20 protein-coding genes are annotated in these 19,371 nt (G+C 68.4%); 17 read left to right on the plus strand and 3 right to left on the minus strand.

The window, feature by feature from the left end; genetic code table 11:
- The first annotated feature begins 38 nt into the window (after positions 1–38).
- Positions 39–1,091, plus strand: coding sequence for a linear amide C-N hydrolase (locus ACZK3W_RS09980; protein ID WP_478450754.1), 1,053 nt, complete (start codon positions 39–41; stop codon positions 1,089–1,091).
- Here ACZK3W_RS09980 and ACZK3W_RS09985 read toward each other — a convergent pair.
- Positions 1,088–1,867 carry a DUF6491 family protein gene (locus ACZK3W_RS09985; protein WP_049421346.1) on the minus strand — a complete coding sequence of 260 codons (780 nt, stop codon included), beginning with the start codon at positions 1,865–1,867 and terminating at the stop codon, positions 1,088–1,090. The two genes, ACZK3W_RS09980 and ACZK3W_RS09985, sit on opposite strands and share 4 nt — an antisense overlap.
- A gap of 81 nt (positions 1,868–1,948) precedes the next feature.
- On the opposite strand from ACZK3W_RS09985, the gene ACZK3W_RS09990 reads away from it, so the two are divergent.
- Both ACZK3W_RS09990 and ACZK3W_RS09995 read left to right on the plus strand, forming a co-directional pair.
- Positions 1,949–2,647: a helix-turn-helix domain-containing protein gene (locus ACZK3W_RS09990; protein ID WP_180836979.1), complete on the plus strand. Its 699-nt coding sequence runs from the start codon at positions 1,949–1,951 to the stop codon at positions 2,645–2,647.
- Between the two features lie 159 nt (positions 2,648–2,806).
- Positions 2,807–3,757, plus strand: a complete 951-nt coding sequence (locus ACZK3W_RS09995; RefSeq protein WP_180836981.1) for a DMT family transporter — start codon at positions 2,807–2,809, stop codon at positions 3,755–3,757.
- A 9-nt stretch (positions 3,758–3,766) separates the two neighbouring features.
- On the opposite strand, the gene ACZK3W_RS10000 is transcribed toward ACZK3W_RS09995, so the two are convergent.
- Positions 3,767–4,087, minus strand: coding sequence for a hypothetical protein (locus tag ACZK3W_RS10000; protein ID WP_162489745.1), 321 nt, complete (start codon positions 4,085–4,087; stop codon positions 3,767–3,769).
- 27 nt (positions 4,088–4,114) lie between these two features.
- Between ACZK3W_RS10000 and thrA the strand changes: the two genes are divergently transcribed.
- Genes thrA through thrC form a run of 3 tightly spaced genes read left to right on the plus strand, consistent with a single transcriptional unit; the run spans position 4,115 to position 8,846 of the window.
- A complete protein-coding gene (gene thrA, locus ACZK3W_RS10005; RefSeq protein WP_478450755.1) occupies positions 4,115–6,619 on the plus strand; it encodes a bifunctional aspartate kinase/homoserine dehydrogenase I in 2,505 nt (834 codons plus the stop codon).
- Positions 6,616–7,530: a homoserine kinase gene (locus ACZK3W_RS10010; RefSeq protein ID WP_478450756.1), complete on the plus strand. Its 915-nt coding sequence runs from the start codon at positions 6,616–6,618 to the stop codon at positions 7,528–7,530. The genes thrA and ACZK3W_RS10010 overlap by 4 nt, the downstream gene beginning before the upstream one ends.
- 29 nt (positions 7,531–7,559) lie before the next feature.
- Positions 7,560–8,846: a threonine synthase gene (thrC, locus tag ACZK3W_RS10015; RefSeq protein WP_478450757.1), complete on the plus strand. Its 1,287-nt coding sequence runs from the start codon at positions 7,560–7,562 to the stop codon at positions 8,844–8,846.
- Positions 8,847–8,947: 101 nt separating this feature from the next.
- Here thrC and ACZK3W_RS10020 read toward each other — a convergent pair whose 3' ends face one another.
- Entirely contained in the window at positions 8,948–9,700 is a 753-nt protein-coding gene (locus ACZK3W_RS10020) for a Crp/Fnr family transcriptional regulator (RefSeq protein WP_032127414.1), read from the minus strand.
- Positions 9,701–9,827: 127 nt separating this feature from the next.
- Between ACZK3W_RS10020 and hisS the strand changes: the two genes are divergently transcribed.
- The 11 genes from hisS (at position 9,828) to hisIE (ending at position 19,346) form a co-directional block, all read left to right on the plus strand.
- Entirely contained in the window at positions 9,828–11,225 is a 1,398-nt protein-coding gene (gene hisS, locus ACZK3W_RS10025) for a histidine--tRNA ligase (RefSeq protein ID WP_014037003.1), read from the plus strand.
- 26 nt (positions 11,226–11,251) lie between these two features.
- Positions 11,252–11,518, plus strand: a complete 267-nt coding sequence (locus tag ACZK3W_RS10030) for a hypothetical protein (RefSeq protein ID WP_478450758.1) — start codon at positions 11,252–11,254, stop codon at positions 11,516–11,518.
- 410 nt (positions 11,519–11,928) lie between these two features.
- Entirely contained in the window at positions 11,929–12,237 is a 309-nt protein-coding gene (locus tag ACZK3W_RS10035) for a YerC/YecD family TrpR-related protein (RefSeq protein ID WP_088025802.1), read from the plus strand.
- Between the two features lie 34 nt (positions 12,238–12,271).
- A complete protein-coding gene (gene hisG, locus ACZK3W_RS10040; RefSeq protein ID WP_189719542.1) occupies positions 12,272–13,183 on the plus strand; it encodes an ATP phosphoribosyltransferase in 912 nt (303 codons plus the stop codon).
- Positions 13,180–14,475, plus strand: a complete 1,296-nt coding sequence (gene hisD, locus ACZK3W_RS10045) for a histidinol dehydrogenase (RefSeq protein ID WP_478450759.1) — start codon at positions 13,180–13,182, stop codon at positions 14,473–14,475. Before hisG ends, hisD begins: the two co-directional genes overlap by 4 nt.
- Positions 14,472–15,566: a histidinol-phosphate transaminase gene (hisC, locus tag ACZK3W_RS10050; RefSeq protein ID WP_478450760.1), complete on the plus strand. Its 1,095-nt coding sequence runs from the start codon at positions 14,472–14,474 to the stop codon at positions 15,564–15,566. Before hisD ends, hisC begins: the two co-directional genes overlap by 4 nt.
- Positions 15,563–16,636 (plus strand): bifunctional histidinol-phosphatase/imidazoleglycerol-phosphate dehydratase HisB, encoded by a 1,074-nt coding sequence (gene hisB / locus ACZK3W_RS10055; protein WP_149500987.1) that lies wholly within the window; start codon positions 15,563–15,565, stop codon positions 16,634–16,636. Before hisC ends, hisB begins: the two co-directional genes overlap by 4 nt.
- Positions 16,633–17,235, plus strand: a complete 603-nt coding sequence (gene hisH, locus ACZK3W_RS10060; protein WP_008268504.1) for an imidazole glycerol phosphate synthase subunit HisH — start codon at positions 16,633–16,635, stop codon at positions 17,233–17,235. Before hisB ends, hisH begins: the two co-directional genes overlap by 4 nt.
- Positions 17,232–17,966 (plus strand): 1-(5-phosphoribosyl)-5-[(5-phosphoribosylamino)methylideneamino]imidazole-4-carboxamide isomerase, encoded by a 735-nt coding sequence (gene hisA / locus ACZK3W_RS10065; RefSeq protein ID WP_478450761.1) that lies wholly within the window; start codon positions 17,232–17,234, stop codon positions 17,964–17,966. Before hisH ends, hisA begins: the two co-directional genes overlap by 4 nt.
- On the plus strand, positions 17,960–18,736 hold the full coding sequence (gene hisF / locus ACZK3W_RS10070; RefSeq protein ID WP_164081157.1) for an imidazole glycerol phosphate synthase subunit HisF: 777 nt from the start codon (positions 17,960–17,962) through the stop codon (positions 18,734–18,736). Before hisA ends, hisF begins: the two co-directional genes overlap by 7 nt.
- The gene (gene hisIE, locus ACZK3W_RS10075) at positions 18,726–19,346 is read left to right on the plus strand and encodes a bifunctional phosphoribosyl-AMP cyclohydrolase/phosphoribosyl-ATP diphosphatase HisIE (RefSeq protein WP_478450763.1); all 621 of its coding nucleotides are present in this window, start codon (positions 18,726–18,728) and stop codon (positions 19,344–19,346) included. Before hisF ends, hisIE begins: the two co-directional genes overlap by 11 nt.
- Positions 19,347–19,371: the final 25 nt, after the last annotated feature.

Genomic DNA, 19,371 nt, shown 5'->3' on the forward strand with positions numbered 1-19,371 from the left:
GTCAGATCGACGGACCACGGGGAAAGGAGCGTAACGACATGGCACGGATGAAGTGGAAGGGAAAGGCAATGCTGGCCATGGCGCTGGCATCTGCGATCACGCCGGCACTGGCCTGCACGCGTGCGGTGTATCGGGGCGACAACGGCGATGTGATCACTGCGCGCTCGATGGACTGGAAGGTCGATGTGGCGACCAACCTCTACGTGTTGCCGCGTGGCATCGCACGCACCGGCCTGGCCGGTCCGAAATCGCTGGCCTGGACTGCGCGCTACGGCAGCGTGGTGGCCACCGGCTACGACGTGTCGACCACCGATGGCATGAACGAGAAGGGGCTGGTGGCCAACCTGCTGTGGCTGGTGGAATCGGAGTATCCGCAGCAGCGTGGCAACAAGCCGGGACTGGCGATCTCGCTGTGGGCGCAGTATGTGCTGGACAATTTCGCCACCGTGGACGAGGCGGTCGCGGCGCTCAAGCGTGAGCCGTACTCGATCGTCACCGACAAGGTGCCGGGCGAAGACCGCCAGGCGGCGCTGCACCTGTCGCTGTCCGATGCCACCGGCGACAGCGCCATCGTCGAGTACATCGGCGGTCGCCAGGTGATTCACCATGACCGCCGCTATCAGGTGATGACCAACTCGCCGATCTTCGAGCAGCAGCTGGCCCTCAACAGTTACTGGCAGCAGATCGGCGGCACGGTGATGCTGCCGGGCACCAATCGCTCGTCCGACCGCTTCGCGCGTGCGTCGTTCTACATTAACGCCATTCCCAAGGCCGAAGACCCGGTGGAGGCGCTGGCCAGTGTGTTCAGCGTGATCCGCAACGCGTCGGTGCCGTATGGCATCACCACGCCGGGTGAGCCGAACATCTCATCCACGCGCTGGCGCACGGTGGCTGATCACAAGCGGCGGCTGTACTTCTTCGAGTCGGCGTTGACCCCGAACACCTTCTGGGTCGATCTGAACAAGGTCGATTTCGGCGGCCAGGTGCTCAAGCTCGATCTTGGCAAGGACCAGCGCAACACCTTTGCCGGCGATGCACTGGGCCAGTTCGTGCCCAGCGCACCGTTCACCTTCCTTGGCGTCGACGGTTAGTTCGACGCCTGGCTGGAGGCCGGGTAGACCGCCTGGATCGTGCAGCTGCCGCGGGTGTACTGCGGCAGTGGGGCGATGCTTTCACCGCGCAGATCGTCTGTCTCGAACTCGGCAGTCATGATCCGATCGCCGGGATTGCCACAGATCAGGCCGTTCTGCAGGCCCGAGTGGAAGCTCAGCTGCGGCGCACGGTCGAGCTGGCGGCAGTGGCTGCCGAGTTCGACCCGGTAGTAGCGGTGGCCGCCATTGCGGCGCGGATTGGTCTCCACCAGCATGCCCTGCGCGTCGGACGACCACGCGCGGACGTTGCGGGTGGCAAAGCAGTACGACGGTGAGCCGCCGAAGCTGCGGCGGATTTCCCTGCGCTCGCGGATGGTCACGGCGGGCAGGGTAGCCGTGCGCAGGCGGTCGCTGTCGCGGGCGACGCTGGCGTAGTCGCGATCCTGCAGCGGGGTGACCGCACTGACGGCGCAGCGGCGGCCGTCGACCACGACGCGTTCGCTGGGGCGACCACAGGCCCAGCCGGCAGGTGCTTCCAGCTTCAGCGAGGTAGCACCGCGGACGCCGGGGCAATCCTCGCTGAAGTCGATGCGATAGGCCTGTCCGGAGGCGGCGCGCAGTGCGATCGAGCGCGGTGATGCCTGCTCCACTTCCTGCACGCCGACCGCGTCCATGCAGTGCGGGGCCGGGGGCGTACGCTCCTGTGCGGACGCCGAAGCTGCGAGCGCCAGGCCGAGGCTGCTGGCGAGCATCAGTGACACCTGCCGATGGGTCATGTCCTGCACTCCCTGCGTTGGATGACGGCTCGACTATAGCAGCGGTTTGCACGGCCGTTGCTACACGCGCACACTGCGCGGATGGGCGCCATCTTCCATCTGCGGCACTACGGCCAGGCCACCGGCCTGGATCGCCATGACTACGCGCAATGGGTGCTGCCGCTGCAGGGCGAACTGCACTTCGAGATGGAAGGCCGCGGTGGCCGCCTGGACCTGCTGCAGGGTGTTTTCGTTGCGGCCGGCGAAGCGCATGACCAGATGGCCGATGGTCCGAACGGTTTCGTGATCGTCGATTGTCCTCCCGGCGTGCTTGATGACGGCACGCAGGAGCATCTGTGCCGGCAGCGCTGGCTGCACCTGCCGCATGCGCTGCGACAACGCCTGGCGGGCGTGCAGGACGGGCAGCCGATGCCGGCCCTGCTGCCGCAGCTGCTGCAGGTATTTGCACCGGCCGGCAGTGGCGCGCGCATGCAGGGACTGTGTGCGGCAGTGCAGGCCGATCCGGGCCAGGCGTGGCCAGTGGCGCGCATGGCCGCGTCTGTCGGGGTCAGCGAGAGCCGCTTGCACGCGCTGTTCCAGCGTGAGTTCGGGCTCAGCCCCCAGGCATGGCTCAGTGCATGCCGGTTGCGTTGGGCCAAGCACCAGCTGCGCTCCAGCACGGCGCCGATCAGTGATATTGCGCTGGCCGCAGGCTATTCCGAGCAGAGTGCACTGACCCGCGCGCTGCGCCGTGAGTGTGGGCAGACCCCGGCCGCGTGGCGCAGGAACGCCGGACTGTAGCGTCGAGCCATGCTCGACGGCTTCTGCACCGGCCACCTCGCGAACGGCAGTCGAGCATGGCTCGACGCTACAAAGGCGGGAGGGCAGTAGCCTCGGTCAAGAGCGCCCAGCGGCCAGCGCTTACACTGCGCGGCCTGTTCTCTCCCCCGAAGAACCCGAATGCGCAACAACCCGATGGCCTTGGGCATCGCCAATGGCGTTGCCGCTGGCGCGCTGTGGGGCGTGGTCTTCCTCGCGCCCGCCGTGCTGCAGTCGTTCAATGCCCTGCAACTGTCGGCCGGCCGCTATCTGGTCTACGGTCTGATCGCCGTAGCCCTGCTGCTGCCGCGCTGGAAGCGGCTGGCACCACGGCTAGGCCGCGCCGAGTGGATCGGCCTGTTGTGGCTGAGCCTGGCCGGGAACCTGGTGTACTTCCTGCTGCTGGCGACGGCGGTGCAGTGGGCCGGCGGTGCGGCGGCGTCCTTGATCGTCGGCCTGATTCCGGTGGTGGTGACCCTGGTCGGTGTGCGCGAGCAGGGCGCGGTGCCGCTGAAGCAGCTGCTGCCGGCACTGGGCCTGTGCGTGCTGGGCGTGGCACTGGTTGGCTGGGAAGCACTGATGTCTGAGCACCTCGCGACACCGTGGCGGCAGCGCCTGATCGGCCTGCTGTGCGCGTTCGGCGCGCTGTTTTCGTGGGCGTTGTACTCGATCGGCAACAGCCGCTGGCTGGCGCGCCGACCGGATCTGTCCAGCCACGACTGGTCGCTGCTGACTGGCGTCACCACCGGCGGCCTGGCTCTACTGCTGGTGCCGATGGCCTTCATCGGCCACACCGGCGGGCACACGGCGGCGCAGTGGGGTGGTTTCTGGGCGATCAGCGCAGGTGTGGCGGTGGTCGCCTCGATCCTTGGCAATGCGTTCTGGAACCGTGCCAGCCGCCTGCTGCCGCTGACCCTGACCGGCCAGATGATCGTGTTCGAGACCCTGTTCGCGTTGCTCTACGCATTCGCCTGGCAGCAGCGCTGGCCCTCCCTGCTCGAAGCGCTGGCGATCGTGTTCCTGGTGGCCGGCGTGATGCTGTGCGCGCATGCGCATCGCACGCCCCGCGCGATCGCCGAACATGCCGGCTGAATGCGGCCGTCAAGCATACTGATGGCCGCTTTGTCTCAGATGCAACCAAATGCCGGCACGTTGGCCGATGATCGCGGCAACGACTTTTTGCACCGCAGCACTTGACAGCGGCCCGGCGCACGGTGTTTTCTGTGCGTCATGGTTCTTGATGCCGCCCACGCCAGCCTGATCGCCCCCGCTACTGCGGGCCGTTCGACTGCGCCGGTCGCCACCACCACCATTACCACCACCACCGTCACCACTGCCCTGGTGCGGCCCGTCGTCTTCGTGTAACTCCCGAAAACCACGGCCCCGCACCATACAGGTGGCGGGGAAACTCGACACCTGCATGCGACGGGGCCTCCTACCGAGGTCTGCATGTCTTCCCACGCCCCCGCTCATCCCGTTGCCCCGGCCGATCTGGCTGCGCCGTCCATCGTCGTGCACAAGTTCGGCGGCACCTCGGTGGCCGATGCCGAACGCTACCGCCATGTTGCCGGCCTGCTGCTGGCCCGCCCCGAATCGCTGCAGGTCACTGTCGTCTCGGCGATGAAGGGCGTCACCGACGCACTGATCGATCTGGCCCAGCTGGCAGCCAAGGGGGACGACGGCTGGCGCGAGGCCTGGCATGCGCTGCGCGCGCGCCATCGTGGCGCCGCTGTGGCCCTGCTGGGCGAGCAGGTGGGCGAGACCGTCGAATGGATCGACGCCCGCTTCGATCAACTGGCCGAAGTGCTGGCAGCGTTGGCGGTGATCGGCGAGCTGCCACGCGAAGTACTCGACCGCGTGCAGGGCCTGGGCGAAGTGTTTTCCGCGCAGCTGCTCGGCACGCACCTGCAGGCGCTGGGCGCAGACTGTGCAGTGCTGGATGCGCGCGACGTGCTGGTGGTGGGGCATGGCGAACTGGGCGTGGATGTCGACTGGGAAGCCAGTGCCGACCGCCTCGCCAAGTGGCGCCTGCAGCATCCGCAGCCACGCCTGGTCGCCACCGGCTTCGTCGCCCGTGACCGTCATGACCGCATCACCACGCTCGGCCGCAATGGCAGCGATTACTCCGGCGCGATCTTCGCCGCGCTGTTCAACGCCGATGAACTGCACATCTGGACCGATGTCGACGGCGTGCTGTCGGCCGACCCGCGGCTGGTGCCCGAGGCGGTGCAGCTGGAGTCGCTGAGCTACGACGAGGCCTGCGAGCTGGCTTATTTCGGCGCCAAGGTGGTGCACCCGCAGACGATGTCGCCGGCGATCCGCCTCGGCCTGCCGATCTTCATCCGCAATACCTTCCAGCCGGCGCATCCGGGGACGCGCATCAGCGCCGAGCGCTCGCCGCGCGGGCCGGTGAAGGGCCTGACCCTGAGCCCCGGCTTGGCCCTGCTGAACCTGGAAGGCACCGGGCTGATCGGTGTGCCCGGTACCGCAGAGCGCGTGTTTGCCGCCCTGCGTCAGGCGCAGGTGTCGGTGGTGATGATCTCGCAGGGTTCGTCGGAACATTCGATCTGCTGTGTGGTGCGTGCTGCTGAAGCCGGCCGTGGCCGCGAAGCGCTGCTGCATGCGTTCGCGCATGAGCTGTCGGTGGGCCAGGTGCAGCGCGTGCAGGTCAGTGAGGGGGTCAGCGTGCTGGCCGCGGTCGGTGACGGCATGGCCGGCCAGCCCGGTGTGGCCGCACGTCTGTTCGAGGCGCTGGGCCGTGCGCAGGTGAACATCCTGGCGATCGCGCAGGGCTCGTCCGAGCGCAACATTTCGGTGGCGGTGGACAGTGCCGATGCCACCCGCGCCTTGCGCGCTGCACATGCCGGCTTCTGGCTGTCGCCGCAGACCTTTGCGGTCGGTGTGATCGGGCCGGGCAACGTCGGTGCCGCACTGCTGGACCAGTTGCTTGCCGCACGCCCGCAGCTGCTGGCCAAGGCCAATGTGGATCTGCGCCTGCGCGCGCTGGCCTCGCGTTCGCGCATGCGCCTGGAGGTGGATGGCCTGCACGCCGACTGGCGGGAGGCCTTGCAGGACGCAGGTGAGTCCAGCGATCTGGATCGTTTCACCGAGCACCTGCTGGCCGCACACCTGCCGCATGCGGTGGTGATCGACTGCAGTGGCAGTGCTGAGGTGGCCGAGCGTTATGAGGGCTGGCTGGCGGCCGGCATCCATGTGGTCACCCCGAACAAACAGGCCGGTGCCGGGCCGCTGCCGCGTTACCAGCGCATCCGTGCTGCAGCGGCGGCCAGTGGCGCGCGCTTCCGCTACGAGGCCACGGTCGGCGCGGGCCTGCCGGTGATCACCACGCTGCGCGATCTGGTCGATACCGGTGACGAGGTGCTGGCGATTGAAGGCATCTTCTCCGGCACGCTGGCCTGGCTGTTCAACCGTTTCGATGGCAGCCAGCCGTTCTCGCAGCTGGTCGCGCAGGCGCGGTCGATGGGCTACACCGAGCCGGACCCGCGCGATGATCTTTCGGGCGTGGATGTGGCGCGCAAGCTGGTGATCCTCGCCCGCGAAGCCGGCCACGCGCTCAGCCTGGAACAGGTACAGGTGGAAAGCCTGGTGCCGGCGCTGCTGCGCGATGGCAGCGTGGATGAGTTCATGGCGCGGCTGGGTGAGTCTGATGCCAGCCTGCTGCAGCGCCTGCAGGACGCGCGGGCGCGGGGGGCGGTGCTGCGCTATGTGGCACGGCTGGGTGCCGACGGCGCCTCGGTCGGCCTGCAGGAACTGCCGGCCGATCATGCCTTCGCCAACCTGCGGCTGACCGACAACGTGGTCCAGTTCCGTACCCGCCGTTACTGCGACAACCCGCTGGTGGTGCAGGGGCCGGGTGCCGGCCCGGAAGTCACCGCGGCCGGTGTGTTTGCCGACCTGCTGCGGGTCGCGGCCGGTGAAGGAGCGCGCCTGTGATCGCACGTGCGTTCGCGCCTGCCTCGGTGGCCAACGTGGCGGTGGGCTTCGATATTCTCGGCCATGCCATTGCCGGCATTGGCGATACCGTGAGCGTGCACCGCATCGATGAGCCGCTGGTGCGCATCGAGGCGATCCGTGGCAGTGCCATTGAGTTGCCACTGGATGCGGCCGGGAACACCGCAGGTGCAGCCTTGATGTCGCTGCGCGCAGGGCTGGGCCTGGACTTCGGTTTCGCGGTGGAAATCGACAAGGGCATTCCGTTCGGTTCCGGCATGGGCGGTTCGGCAGCGTCGAGTGTCGCGGCGCTGGTCGCCGCCAACGCGCTGCTGGATGTGCCGCTGTCGCGCGAGGCGTTGTATCCGTTTGCGCTGGATGGCGAGGCGGTGGCCAGTGGTGGCCGCCACGGTGACAACGTGGGGCCGCTGCTGCTGGGTGGTCTTGCGCTGTGCACGGCCGTTCGGCTGCTGCCGATTCCAGTGCCGGCTACCTGGCACAGCCTGCTGGTGCATCCGCACGCGGTGCTGGAAACACGCCGCGCACGCCAGGCCCTGCAGGGCAGCTATGCGCTGGGCGAGTTCGTGGCGCAGAGCGCGAACCTCGCACTGGTGCTCAGTGGTTGCCATCGCAGCGATGCCGCACTGGTGCGCGCGGGCCTGCGCGATGTGCTGGTCGAACCGCGACGGGCCGGATTGATTGCCGGCTTCGAAGCCGCCCGTGATGCGGCGCTGTCGGCCAATGCAATGGGCGCAGGCATCTCCGGTGCCGGTCCCAGCGTGTTCGCCTGGTTCGAGGATGCCGACCAGGCGCGTACCGCCGCCACACCGGTGCAGGCCGCATTTGCAGCCGCAGGTTTCGACAGTGACGCCTGGGTGTCGCCGCTGGATGCACCGGGAGCCCGCTTGTGCTGAATCCTTCCCCTTTACTGGATACCGAACCCATGCAATTTGTTTCGACCCGCGGCCAGTCTCCGGCCGTTGGCCTCAGCGCGGCGATCGCCGCCGGATTGGCGCCTGATGGTGGGCTGTACGTTCCGCAGATGCTGCCGGCGCCACGCGAGCTGCAGGCCGGGGCGACCCTGGCCGATACCGCCGCCGATCTGCTGATGCCGTTCTTTGCTGGCGATGCACTCGAGACTGCGCTTCCGGCGATCTGTCGTGAGGCGTTCGACTTCCCGGTGCCGCTGCGTGCGCTCGGCGACGGTGACCACGTGCTGGAGCTGTTCCATGGACCAACCGCGGCGTTCAAGGACATCGGCGCGCGCTTCCTGGCCGGTACGCTGTCGCAGTTGCAGGCCGGCAAGGACCGCGATCTGACGATTGTCGTCGCCACCTCCGGCGACACGGGGGCTGCGGTGGCGGCGGCCTTCCATCGCCAGCCGGGCGTGCGCGTGGTGGTGCTGTATCCGGATGGCCGCGTATCTCCGCGCCAGGCGCATCAGCTCGGTTGTTTCGGCGACAACATCCAGGCCCTGCGTGTGGCGGGTGCGTTCGACGATTGCCAGGCGATGGTCAAGCAGGCACTGGCTGACCGCGAACTGCAGGCGCAGGTGCCGTTGAGCTCGGCCAACAGCATCAGCCTGGGCCGACTGCTACCGCAGATGAGCTATTACGCGCATGCAGCGTTGAGCCACTACGCGGCGCATCGTCGCCGGCTCAATCTGGTGGTGCCGACCGGCAACCTGGGCAATGCGATGGCGGCCGTGCTGGCGCGCGCGCTGGGCGTGCCGATCGGTCAGATCGTGCTGGCCACCAATGCCAATGCGGTGCTGCCGGCGTACTTCAATGGCGGCGACTACCAGCCGCAGGCCAGTGTGGCGACGGTGGCCAATGCAATGGATGTGGGGGCGCCGAGCAACTTCGAGCGACTGCGCTGGCTCTACCACGGCGACGACGCGGAACTGCGTGCTGCGTTCCGCGCGTTCGCGGTGGATGACGTGACCATCCGCGCGACGATTGCGGCAGCGCATGCCAGCAATGGCGAGCTGTTCTGCCCGCACACGGCGACCGCGGTGAAGGTGCTGCAGGACCTGCGTGCTCGCGGTGCCAAGGGCGACTGGGCGGTGGTGGCCACGGCGCATCCGGCCAAGTTCGAGGCCGTGGTCGAGCCGCTGATCGGCGAAACGGTGGCGGTGCCGCCTGCACTGGATGCGTTGCTGCAGCGGCCGGCGCACGCCGAACCGTTGGCGGCCGATTACGCGGCGTTGCGCGAGGTGTTGCTGCGCTGATCGGAGAGGGACGCGGTTGCCGGCCAGCGGCCGGCACTACCAGGGAAATGCATTCGGGTAGTGCCGGCCGCTGGCCGGCAACCCCACGGACCGCGATGCGGTCAGATCAATCCTTCACCGGCCAACGTGCGCAGCCCGTCCTCGTCGAGGATCTCCACCACGTTCAGGTGGGGCAGGGCGATCAGCCCCTGCTGGCGCAGCTTGGTGAAGGTGCGGCTGACCGTTTCCATGGTCAGGCCCAGATGGTCGGCGATATCGCCGCGGCCCATCGGCAGCGATACGCGCAGGCCGTCGCCACCCAGCTTGGCCTCGCGCGCGGCCAGGCGCAGCAGGAAATCGGCCAGCTTCTCGGCCGGCTGCAGGCGCGCCAGTGCCAGCGCGGCATCCTGTGCGGCATCCAGCTCCTGGCAGGCACGTTGCAGCAGCTTGCGCTCCAGGTGCGGGAAACGGCTGCGCAGGGCCTTCATCTGTGGCAGCGCGACGCGGCAGACGCGGCTGTCGGCGATGGCCTCGATGTCGTAGCGATGGTGGTCGCTGCCGCTCAGGCCCAGGTAGTCGCCGGGCAGCACGAAGCCGTTGATCTGGCGGCGGCCGTCGGCCAGGGTGCGCACCAGGCGCAGTGCGCCGCCGGTCAATGTATAGACATGGTCGCGCTCTTCACCGGTGCGGGCCAGCGTGCTGCCCATGCTGACCTGCTGCGAGACGGTGACCTGCTCCAGCGCCTGCACTTCATCGGGCGACAGCGCCGAGCACACCGCAAGGTGGCGAACCGAGCAGTGCAGGCAGTCCAGCGTGGTGCAGGACGGCGAGGCGGGATCGTTGGTGGCGGGCGGAGCGCCGGAAGGCCGTGACATGTTGCGGGGGGCGTATCGCGGGCGGGGAGGGCCTTATGATACTTCAAGCGGCCGTTCGACCCTGCCCGTGGCGGGGGCGCTAGAATGTCGCCCCCTCCCACGTCCCGTTCCAGCAGGAGTTCCGCCCGTGATCAAGCCCCGTACCCCGCCCGGCACCCTTGAACTGCTGCCGCGCGAGCAGATTGCGTTCCAGCGCATGCTGGACGTCATCCGCCGCAACTACGAGCGCTTCGGGTTCCTGCCGGTGGAGACGCCGGTGTTCGAGCTGTCCGACGTGCTGCTGACCAAGTCCGGTGGCGAGACCGAGCGCCAGGTGTACTTCGTGCAGTCCACCGGGGCGCTGGCGAACGCGGCCGAGTCGGGCGATCGCTCGCTGCCGGAAATGGCGCTGCGCTTCGACCTGACCGTACCGCTGGCGCGCTACGTGGCCGAGCACGAACACGAACTGACCTTCCCGTTCCGCCGCTACCAGATGCAGCGCGTCTACCGCGGCGAGCGCGCCCAGCGCGGCCGTTTCCGCGAGTTCTACCAGTGCGACATCGACGTGATCGGCAAGGACAGCCTGAGCGTGCGTTACGACGCTGAAGTGCTGGCGGTCATCCATGCGGTGTTCTCGGAACTGCGCATCGGTGACTTCAGCATCCAGCTGAACAACCGCAAGCTGATGCGCGGCTTCTTTGAAAGCCTGGGTGTGGCCGAGGGTGAGCGCCAGCTGGCGGTGCTGCGCGAAGTCGACAAGCTGGACAAGCGCGGCGCCGACTACGTGCGCGAGACGTTGGTGGGCGAGGGCTTCAACATCCCGGCAGAACAGGTCGAGAAGATCCTGGCGTTCGTGGCCGTGCGTTCGCAGGGCCATGCCGATGCGCTGGCGCAGCTGGCCACGCTGGAAGCCGACGCCGGTTCTTCGGAGATCCTGCGTACCGGCGTCGCCGAACTGCGCGAAGTGCTGCAGCTGGTGCAGGCGCTGGGCGTGCCGGAAACCGCGTATTGCCTGAACTTCTCCATTGCGCGCGGCCTGGATTACTACACCGGTACCGTCTACGAGACCACGCTGACCGACCACCCGCAGATCGGCTCGATCTGCTCGGGCGGCCGCTACGAAGACCTGGCCAGCCACTACAGCAAGTCGAAGCTGCCGGGCGTCGGTATCTCCATCGGCCTGTCGCGCCTGTTCTGGCAGCTGCGTGAGGCCGGCCTGATCGACGGCATCGAAGCCAGCAGCGTACAGGCGCTGGTTGCACTGATGGACGAGCAGGGCATGCCGCAGTCGCTGGACATTGCCCGCCGCCTGCGTGCCGGTGGCATCAACACCGAAGTGCAGATGGAGCCGAAGAAGATCGGCAAGCAGTTCCAGTACGCGGCCAAGGCAGGCATCCGCTTCGTGGTGCTGGCGGGTGAGGATGAACTGGCGCGCGGTGTGGTTGCGGTGAAGGACCTGCTGCGCGAGCAGCAGTTCGAAGTGTCGCGCGACGAACTGGCCAGCACCCTTCTGGTGGAGCTGGAGCAGTCCAAGGCGATGGTGTGAAGCGTGCCGCCGCAGGAGTGCTGAGCGTGCTCCTGCTGGCGGGCTGCCGGAGCGATCCGTCGCTGCACAGCACGCGGATCGGGCCGGCGCAGTACCGGCTGGCGGTTGATCGCTGCCATGCGATCGACCGCGCACAGCTGGAGGACGATCTGCAGGCCCTGGCCTCGCGGACGTGCCGGGCGGGAGCGGGGGCGTTGGAGAACATCCAGTCCCTGCCGAGCCGGCAGGGCAGCCTGTTCGGCGAATGCCTGCGGCGCGGGGCGCTGCAGGCCGAGGTGCACTGTCTGCCCTGAGTCGGGCCAGGTTGTTGATTTGAAAGCAGAACGCCCACCCTTTGGTGGGCGTTCTGCGTTTCTGGACGAAGCGCAGTCGAGCATGGCTCGACTCCACAAAAGCCGTTCTCGATCACTTTCCCAGCGAGATCCGGCAGATCGCGGCCAACTGTCGAAGGCGGGGAGGGTCCGGTGGCAGGGGTGTGAGCGGCATGGATGCCGCGACCAAGCCCCCATGGATGGGTTAACGGCGTCCCCTGCCACCGGACCCTCCCCGCCAACGCTCAGCAAATCAGCATTTGCTTTTGCTCTGGCTCTTGGCGGGTGCAGGGCAGCAGCCCTGCCGCCCCCTCAATCCTCGATTTGACGCACTGCGCAAGAATGCGTTAACGTACTAACGCGCTATTACATTGATGCATGGAAACAACCCCGTGAAAGCCCGCCCCGAGATTGCCGCCAAAGACCCGAAGGCCGACCTGGAAGCCCTGGCCCAAGCCTTTGCCGCCCTGCGCGAACCGGAACAGGTCGAAGCCTTCCTGCGTGATCTGTGCACCCCGGCCGAGCTGGAAGCCATGGCCGACCGCTGGAAAGTGGTGCCGCTGCTGCAGCAGGGCGTGCCGTACCGCGAGATCCACGAGCGCACCGGCGTCAGCGTGACCACCACCGGACGGGTGGCACGCACGCTTGAGCATGGCCATCGAGGCTATGCCGCCGCCATCGACCGCCTTGCTTCGCGCTGATCCGCGCCCCGTTCCGAACTTCGAGACCTCCCCCATGAGTGCAACCCAGGCAGCGCCGGCACGAGACCGGTTGCGTATCGCCATCCAGAAGAGTGGCCGGCTGGCCGAACCCGCGCGCAACCTGCTCAGCGCCTGCGGCCTGAGCTGGCGCGAGAGCCGCGACAAGCTGTTCTGCTACGGCGAATCGCTGCCGGTGGACCTGCTGCTGGTGCGCGACGACGACATCCCCGGCCTGATCGCCGACGGCGTCTGCGACCTCGGCATCGTCGGCCGCAACGAGCTGGACGAACAGGCCGCCGCGCGGCGCCAGATCGGTCTGCCGGATGCCTACCAGGCATTGCGCGGGCTGGGCTTCGGCCAGTGCCGGCTGATGCTGGCGGTGCCCGAGGAATGGCAGTGGCAGGGTCCGGCGCAGCTGGCCGGCACCCGCATCGCCACCAGCTACCCGGCCATCCTCAAGCAGTGGCTGGCCGATCAGGGCGTGGACGCACAGGTGGTCGAGCTGTCCGGTTCGGTGGAAATCGCCCCGCGCCTGGGCACCGCCGACCTGATCTGCGATCTGGTGTCCAGCGGCGCCACCCTGCGCGCCAATCAGCTGACCCCGGTGCACAACCTGCTCGACAGCGAGGCGGTGCTGGCCGGCGCGGTGCGCGTGCCGGATGACGCACGTGCATCGCTGCGCGCGATGCTGCTGCGCCGCCTCGACGGCGTGGTGCAGCGGCAGGACCGCAAGCTCCTGATGTTCCGCGCCAGCGAGGATCGCGTCGACGCGCTGGCACAGCTGCTGGCCGATGCCGAGCCGCTGGTGCGGTTGCCGGCCGATGGCGGCGCGCTGCGCCTGCAGACCATGTGCCCCGGGCCGTTGAGCTGGCAGCGCATGGAGGAACTCGAGCGCGCAGGTGCGCAGGGCCTGATGGTACTGAGCGTGGAGCGGTCGCTGGCATGAACCGTCTGATCTGGTCCCGACTTGATGAGGCCGCGCGCAGCGCGGCATTGACCCGCCCGGTGCAGACCGTGGCGCAGCAGACCCGCGATGCCGTGGCCGCGCTGATCGCGCAGGTGCGCACTCAGGGTGACGACGCGCTGCGTGCGATCACCGCGCGCTTCGATGGTGTCGAGCTGGCCTCGTTTGAGGTTTCCGAAGCCGAATTCGCCGCTGCCGAAGCGGCCGTGCCCGCCGACCTGCGCCAGGCGATGGTGGACGCCGCCGGACGCATCGCGCGCTTCCACGCCGCTGGCATGGGCAAAGGCTATGCAGTTGAAACCGCGCCGGGCGTGGTCTGCGAACGCATGTTGCGTCCGATCGGCCGGGTGGGCCTGTATGTGCCGGCGGGCAGCGCGCCGTTGCCGTCCACCGCGCTGATGCTGGGCGTTCCGGCGCAGCTGGCCGGCTGCCCGCAGGTGGTGCTGTGCACGCCGCCGCGCGCCGATGGCAGCGCCGATCCGGCGGTGCTGGTAGCCGCGCGCCTGACCGGCGTGCAGCGCGTGTTCAAGCTGGGTGGTGCGCAGGCGATCGCCGCGATGGCCTATGGCACGGCCAGCATTCCGGCTTGTGACAAGCTGTTTGGGCCCGGCAACAGCTTCGTCACCGAAGCCAAGCAGCAGGTCGCACAGGATGGCGCCGCCGCCATCGACATGCCGGCTGGTCCCTCCGAAGTACTGGTGATCGCCGATGCCGGCGCCAATCCGGCGTTCGTTGCCGCCGACCTGCTGTCGCAGGCCGAGCATGGTCCGGATTCGCAGGTATTGCTGTTGACCGATGATGCCGCGATGCTGGCGGCGGTCGAGGCTGAGGTGGAGCGCCAGGTAGCCCTGCTGCCGCGCCAGCAGATCGCACGCCAGGCGCTGTCGGCCTCGCGCCTGATCCAGGTCGATTCGCTGGACGAGGCCTTCGCGATCAGCAACTGCTACGCGCCCGAGCACCTGATTCTGGCCCTGCGTGATCCGCGCGCGTGGCTGGACAAGGTGCAGGCGGCCGGCTCGGTGTTCCTGGGCGATTACACCCCCGAAGCGCTGGGCGACTACTGCAGCGGCACCAATCACGTGCTGCCCACTGCGGGTGCCGCGCGTGCCTACAGCGGCGTCAGCGTGGCCAGCTTCCAGAACCTGATCAGCGTGCAGAGCGCCAGCGCTGCCGGCCTGGCGGCAATCGGCGGCTGCGCACGCGTCATCGCCAGCGCCGAAGGGCTGGATGCGCACGAGCGTGCAGTGGCCCTGCGCATGGAGGCCGCCGCATGAGCGCCGCCATTGATGAAGTGCTGGCGCTGGTGCGCCCGGATCTGCAGGCCTTCGCCGGCTACAGCTCGGCGCGCAGCGCGGCGGTGCAGGGCGAGGTCTGGTTGAACGCCAACGAGTCGGCCTGGGCCAATCCGGCTGATGCGGCGGGCAACAGCCGGCGCTATCCGGAACCGCAGCCGCTGGCGTTGCGTGAGGGCCTGGCGGCGCTGTACGGCGTGACGCCGCCGCAGCTGCTTATCGGCCGTGGCAGCGACGAAGCCATTGATCTGCTGGTGCGTGCCCTGTGCGTGCCGGGCCGCGGTGGCGTGCTGGTCACGCCGCCGGTGTTTGGCATGTACGCGGTCTGCGCGCGCCTGCAGGGCGCCGCACTGATTGAAGTGCCCCTGGTGGATACCGAATACGGCCTGCGTGCCGATCTGGATGCTGTGATCGATACGGCAAAGTCGCGCAACGCCAAGCTGGTGTTCCTGTGCGCACCGTCCAACCCGGCCGGCAGTGACATCGCCCTGGACGAGATCGAGCGCGTGGCCACTGCTCTGCGTGGGCAGGCGCTGGTGGTGGTGGACGAGGCCTATGTCGAATACGCGCAGCGCTCGTCGGCGACCACGTTGCTGGCCGCGCACGCCAACCTGGCGGTGCTGCGCACGCTGTCGAAGGCGCACGCACTTGCGGCCGCGCGCATTGGCAGCCTGATCGCTGCTCCGGAGCTGATTGCCGTGCTGCGCCGCTGCCAGGCGCCGTACCCGGTGCCGACCCCGTGCGCCGAGCTGGCCGTGCAGGCACTGCAGCCGGCCGCGCTGGCACGCACGGCCGAGCGCGTGGCGACGGTCATCGCCGAGCGCGAGCGCCTGTTCGCGGCACTGCCCGGCCTGCCCGGCGTTCGTCGCGTGTACCGCTCGTCCGGTAACTACCTGCTGGTCCGCTTCGCCGATGCCCAGGCCGCGTTCGACACGTTGCTGGCTGCCGGTGTGGTGGTGCGCGACCAGCGCGCCGCGCCGCAGCTGGGTGATGCACTGCGCATCAGTATCGGCAGCCCCGAAGAGAATGACCGCGTGCTTGCGGCCCTGTCGGCGCGGAGGGCCGCAGCATGACCCCGATCCTGTTCATCGACCGCGACGGCACCCTCATCGAGGAGCCGTCCGATTTCCAGATCGACGCCTACGAGAAGCTGCGCTTCGTGCCGCAGGTGATCCCGGCGCTGCTGAAGCTGCGCGATGCCGGCTACCAGTTCGTGATCGTCACCAACCAGGATGGCCTCGGCAGCGACAGCTACCCGCGCGCCAGCTTCGATGGCCCCAATGAGCTGATGCTGCAGATCTTCGAGAGCCAGGGGATCACATTCCGTGACGTGCTGATCGACTGCAGCTGGCCACAGGACAACGCGCCGACCCGCAAGCCGGGCATCGGCCTGATGACCGCCTACCTGCAGGACCGCAGCATCGACTGGGCGCGCTCGGGCATGGTCGGCGACCGCATCACCGACCTGCAGTTCGCCGACAACCTCAACATCCGTGGCTTCCAGCTGCGCACCGAACAGTTCGGTGGCGAGTGGGACTGGCCGGGCATCGCCCACGCACTGGCCGACGCGCCACGCACCGCGGTGGTCCAGCGCAACACCAAGGAGACGAAGATCCGCGTTGAACTGGATCTGGACCGTGCCGGTGATGCGCGCATCGCCACCGGACTGCCGTTCTTCGACCACATGCTGGAACAGATCGGCAAGCACGGCGGGTTCGCGCTGGACATCCAGGCCGAGGGCGACCTGCACATCGACGAGCACCACACCATCGAGGACACCGGGCTGGCGCTGGGTCAGGCCCTGCGCGAGGCGCTGGGCGACAAGCGCGGCATCGGCCGCTACGGCTTCACCCTGCCGATGGACGAGACCCTGGCCAGCGCTGCGCTGGATTTCAGCGGCCGCCCCTATTTCGTGTTCGAGGGCGAGTTCAAGCGTGAGCGCGTGGGCGATATGCCGACCGAGCTGGTGCCGCACTTCTTCCGTTCGCTGTGCGACGCCAGCGGCCTGAACCTCAACCTGCAGGTGCGCGGCGACAACGACCACCACAAGGTCGAGGCCTGCTTCAAGGCACTGGCGCGCGCGCTGCGCCCGGCATTGGCCCGCCAGGGCACGGCACTGCCGAGCACCAAGGGGGCGCTGTGAGCGACGTTGCGCTGATCGACGCCGGCGGTGCCAACCTGGGCTCGGTGCGCTACGCATTGGAGCGCCTGGGCGCGACGGTGCGGCTGGTGCGCGATGCGGACGGTCTGGTCGGTGCGCAGCGGGTGATCCTGCCCGGCGTCGGCGCCGCTGGTCCCGGCATGCAGCGCCTGCATGCGCAGGGCCTGGTGGAACCGCTGCAGCGACTGGAGGTGCCGCTGATGGGCATCTGCCTCGGCATGCAGCTGCTGTTCGAGCGGTCCGAGGAGGCCGGCGTCGAGACACTGGGATTGATTCCGGGCGTGGTGCGCAAGCTGGTACCGGCCTGTGGCATCCGTGTGCCGCACATGGGCTGGAACCGCCTGCTCCCGCTGCGCGAATCGCTGCTGCTGCAAGGCGTGCCGGAGCGCGCCAGCGCCTACTTCGTGCACAGCTATGCGGCGCCACTCAATACCCACACTGTTGCTGCCTGCGACCACGGTGGCCTGTTCACTGCCGTGGTGGAGCAGGGGCGTTACTACGGCGCACAGTTCCACCCCGAGCGCTCCGGTGAGACCGGTTCGCTGATGCTGCGCAACTTCCTCGAGGGCACTGCTGCATGAGTTTCATCGTCTACCCCGCGCTGGATATCCGCGACGGCCGCGTGGTGCGGCTGCGCCAGGGTGACTACGCGCAGGAAACCTCGTATGGCGACGATCCGCTGCCGCGTGCACAGGTCTTCGCTGCGCAGGGCGCGCAGTGGATGCATCTGGTCGACCTGGACGCTGCGCGTGCCGGTGGCTACACCCTTGCGCCGCTGCTGGCGTCGATCCGTGCGCAGACGCCGCTGCAGGTGCAGACCGGCGGTGGCGTGCGCGGCCGCGACGACGTGGCGCGCATCCTCGACGCCGGCGCCGGCCGCGTGGTGGTGGGTTCGCTGGCAGTACGCCGCCCTGACGAAGTGGTCGGCTGGCTGCAAGAGTTCGGTGCCGAGCGCATCACCATCGCGCTGGATGCCCGCCAGGATGCCCGGGGCCAATGGCAGCTGCCGGTGCACGGCTGGACCGAGAACGCCGGGGTGACCCTGGATGACCTGGCCCAGCGTTATGCGCGTGCCGGCATGCGCCACCTGTTGTGCACCGACATCGCCCGCGACGGCATGCTGGCCGGGCCCAACATCAGCCTCTACCAGCACCTGTCGGCGCTGCTGCCGGGCGTGGCCGTGCAGGCCTCCGGCGGTATCCGTGACGTGGCCGATGTGACAGAAGCCCGTGCCGCCGGCTGCGGTGGCGCGATCCTCGGCAAGGCGCTGCTGGAGCAGCGCATGGACCTGGCGGAGGCGCTGGCATGTTGAGCCGTCGCATCATTCCGTGCCTGGACGTGCGCGACGGCCGCGTGGTCAAGGGTGTGCGCTTCCGCGACCACGTCGACATGGGCGACATCGCCGAACTGGCCCAGCGCTATCGCGACCAGGGGGCGGACGAGCTGGTGTTCTATGACATCGGCGCCAGCCCCGAGGCGCGTTCAGTCGACGTCGCCTGGATCGAGCGCATCGCACGCCTGATCGATATTCCGTTCTGCGTGGCCGGTGGCATCGACAGCGTGGAAACCGCGCGCCGCGTGCTGTTCGCCGGTGCCGACAAGGTGTCGATCAATTCGCCGGCGCTGGGCCGCCCGGAACTGATCACCGAGCTGGCAGACGAGTTCGGCGTGCAGTGCGTGGTGGTCGGTGTCGATTCGGTGCGCGAGACTGATGGCCAGTGGCGGGTACGCCGTTTCAGTGGTGACCCTGACAAGACCCAGGCGGTGCCGCTGCGCACGCTGGACTGGATCGTCGAAGCACAACGGCGTGGCGCAGGCGAGATCGTGCTGAATTGCATGGACAGCGATGGCGTACGCCGTGGCTACGATGTCGTGCAGCTGCAGCAGGCGCGGGCCCTGTGCCAGGTGCCGCTGATCGCCTCGGGCGGTGCCGGTGAGATGGAGCACTTCGCCGAGGCCTTCGACCAGGCCGACGTCGACGGCGCGTTGGCGGCCAGTGTGTTCCACAGCGGCGCCATCGCCATTCCAGAATTGAAGCGCTACCTGCGCGGACAGCAGATCGAGGTGCGGGATGTCTATTGAAGTGAGGCCGTCGCTGGATGCGCTGCAGGCGCTGGACTGGGGCAAGGGCGACGGCCTGCTGCCGGCGGTGGTGCAGGATGCCGACACCCTGCAGGTGCTGATGCTGGGCTATGTCAGCGCCGAATCGCTGGCGGCCACGCTGGCCATCGGTCACATGACCTTCTTCAGCCGCAGCAAGCAGCGGTTGTGGACCAAGGGCGAGCAGTCCGGCAACGTGCTGGTGGTGCAGTCGATCAGCGTCGACTGCGATGCCGATACGCTGCTGGTGATGGCGCGCCCGGCCGGGCCGACCTGCCACACCGGTGCCGAGAGCTGTTTCGACGGGGCACCGAAGGACTTCCTTGGCGGGCTGGGCCAGCTGGTGGCGATGCGTGAGGTGCAACGCCCGCCGGGCAGCTATACGACCAGCCTGTTCGAGGGCGGGATCCGCCGCATCGCGCAGAAGGTGGGCGAGGAGGGCGTGGAGACCGCATTGGCCGCCGTGGCGCAGGATGATGAGGCGCTGCTCGGCGAGGCTTCGGACCTGCTGTACCACCTGCTGGTGCTGCTGCGCGCGCGCGGGTTGTCGCTGGATGATGCGCGGGCGGTGCTGGAAAAGCGTCATCGTTGAGGAAGGCGTGCGGACCAACGGTCCG

The sequence above is a fragment of the Stenotrophomonas sp. 80084_Sma genome (assembly GCF_056481995.1).

Coding starts and splice junctions, on each gene's coding strand:
- ACZK3W_RS09990 (WP_180836979.1), top strand. CDS start 1,949: ATGGGCGCCATCTTCCATCTGCGGCACTACGGCCAGGCCACCGGCCTG.
- hisG (WP_189719542.1), top strand. CDS start 12,272: ATGAGTGCAACCCAGGCAGCGCCGGCACGAGACCGGTTGCGTATCGCC.
- thrC (WP_478450757.1), top strand. CDS start 7,560: ATGCAATTTGTTTCGACCCGCGGCCAGTCTCCGGCCGTTGGCCTCAGC.
- ACZK3W_RS09980 (WP_478450754.1), top strand. CDS start 39: ATGGCACGGATGAAGTGGAAGGGAAAGGCAATGCTGGCCATGGCGCTG.
- ACZK3W_RS10020 (WP_032127414.1), bottom strand. CDS start 9,700: ATGTCACGGCCTTCCGGCGCTCCGCCCGCCACCAACGATCCCGCCTCG.
- ACZK3W_RS09985 (WP_049421346.1), bottom strand. CDS start 1,867: ATGACCCATCGGCAGGTGTCACTGATGCTCGCCAGCAGCCTCGGCCTG.
- hisF (WP_164081157.1), top strand. CDS start 17,960: ATGTTGAGCCGTCGCATCATTCCGTGCCTGGACGTGCGCGACGGCCGC.
- hisD (WP_478450759.1), top strand. CDS start 13,180: ATGAACCGTCTGATCTGGTCCCGACTTGATGAGGCCGCGCGCAGCGCG.
- hisIE (WP_478450763.1), top strand. CDS start 18,726: ATGTCTATTGAAGTGAGGCCGTCGCTGGATGCGCTGCAGGCGCTGGAC.
- hisC (WP_478450760.1), top strand. CDS start 14,472: ATGAGCGCCGCCATTGATGAAGTGCTGGCGCTGGTGCGCCCGGATCTG.
- hisA (WP_478450761.1), top strand. CDS start 17,232: ATGAGTTTCATCGTCTACCCCGCGCTGGATATCCGCGACGGCCGCGTG.
- ACZK3W_RS09995 (WP_180836981.1), top strand. CDS start 2,807: ATGCGCAACAACCCGATGGCCTTGGGCATCGCCAATGGCGTTGCCGCT.
- hisB (WP_149500987.1), top strand. CDS start 15,563: ATGACCCCGATCCTGTTCATCGACCGCGACGGCACCCTCATCGAGGAG.
- ACZK3W_RS10000 (WP_162489745.1), bottom strand. CDS start 4,087: ATGCAGGTGTCGAGTTTCCCCGCCACCTGTATGGTGCGGGGCCGTGGT.
- thrA (WP_478450755.1), top strand. CDS start 4,115: ATGTCTTCCCACGCCCCCGCTCATCCCGTTGCCCCGGCCGATCTGGCT.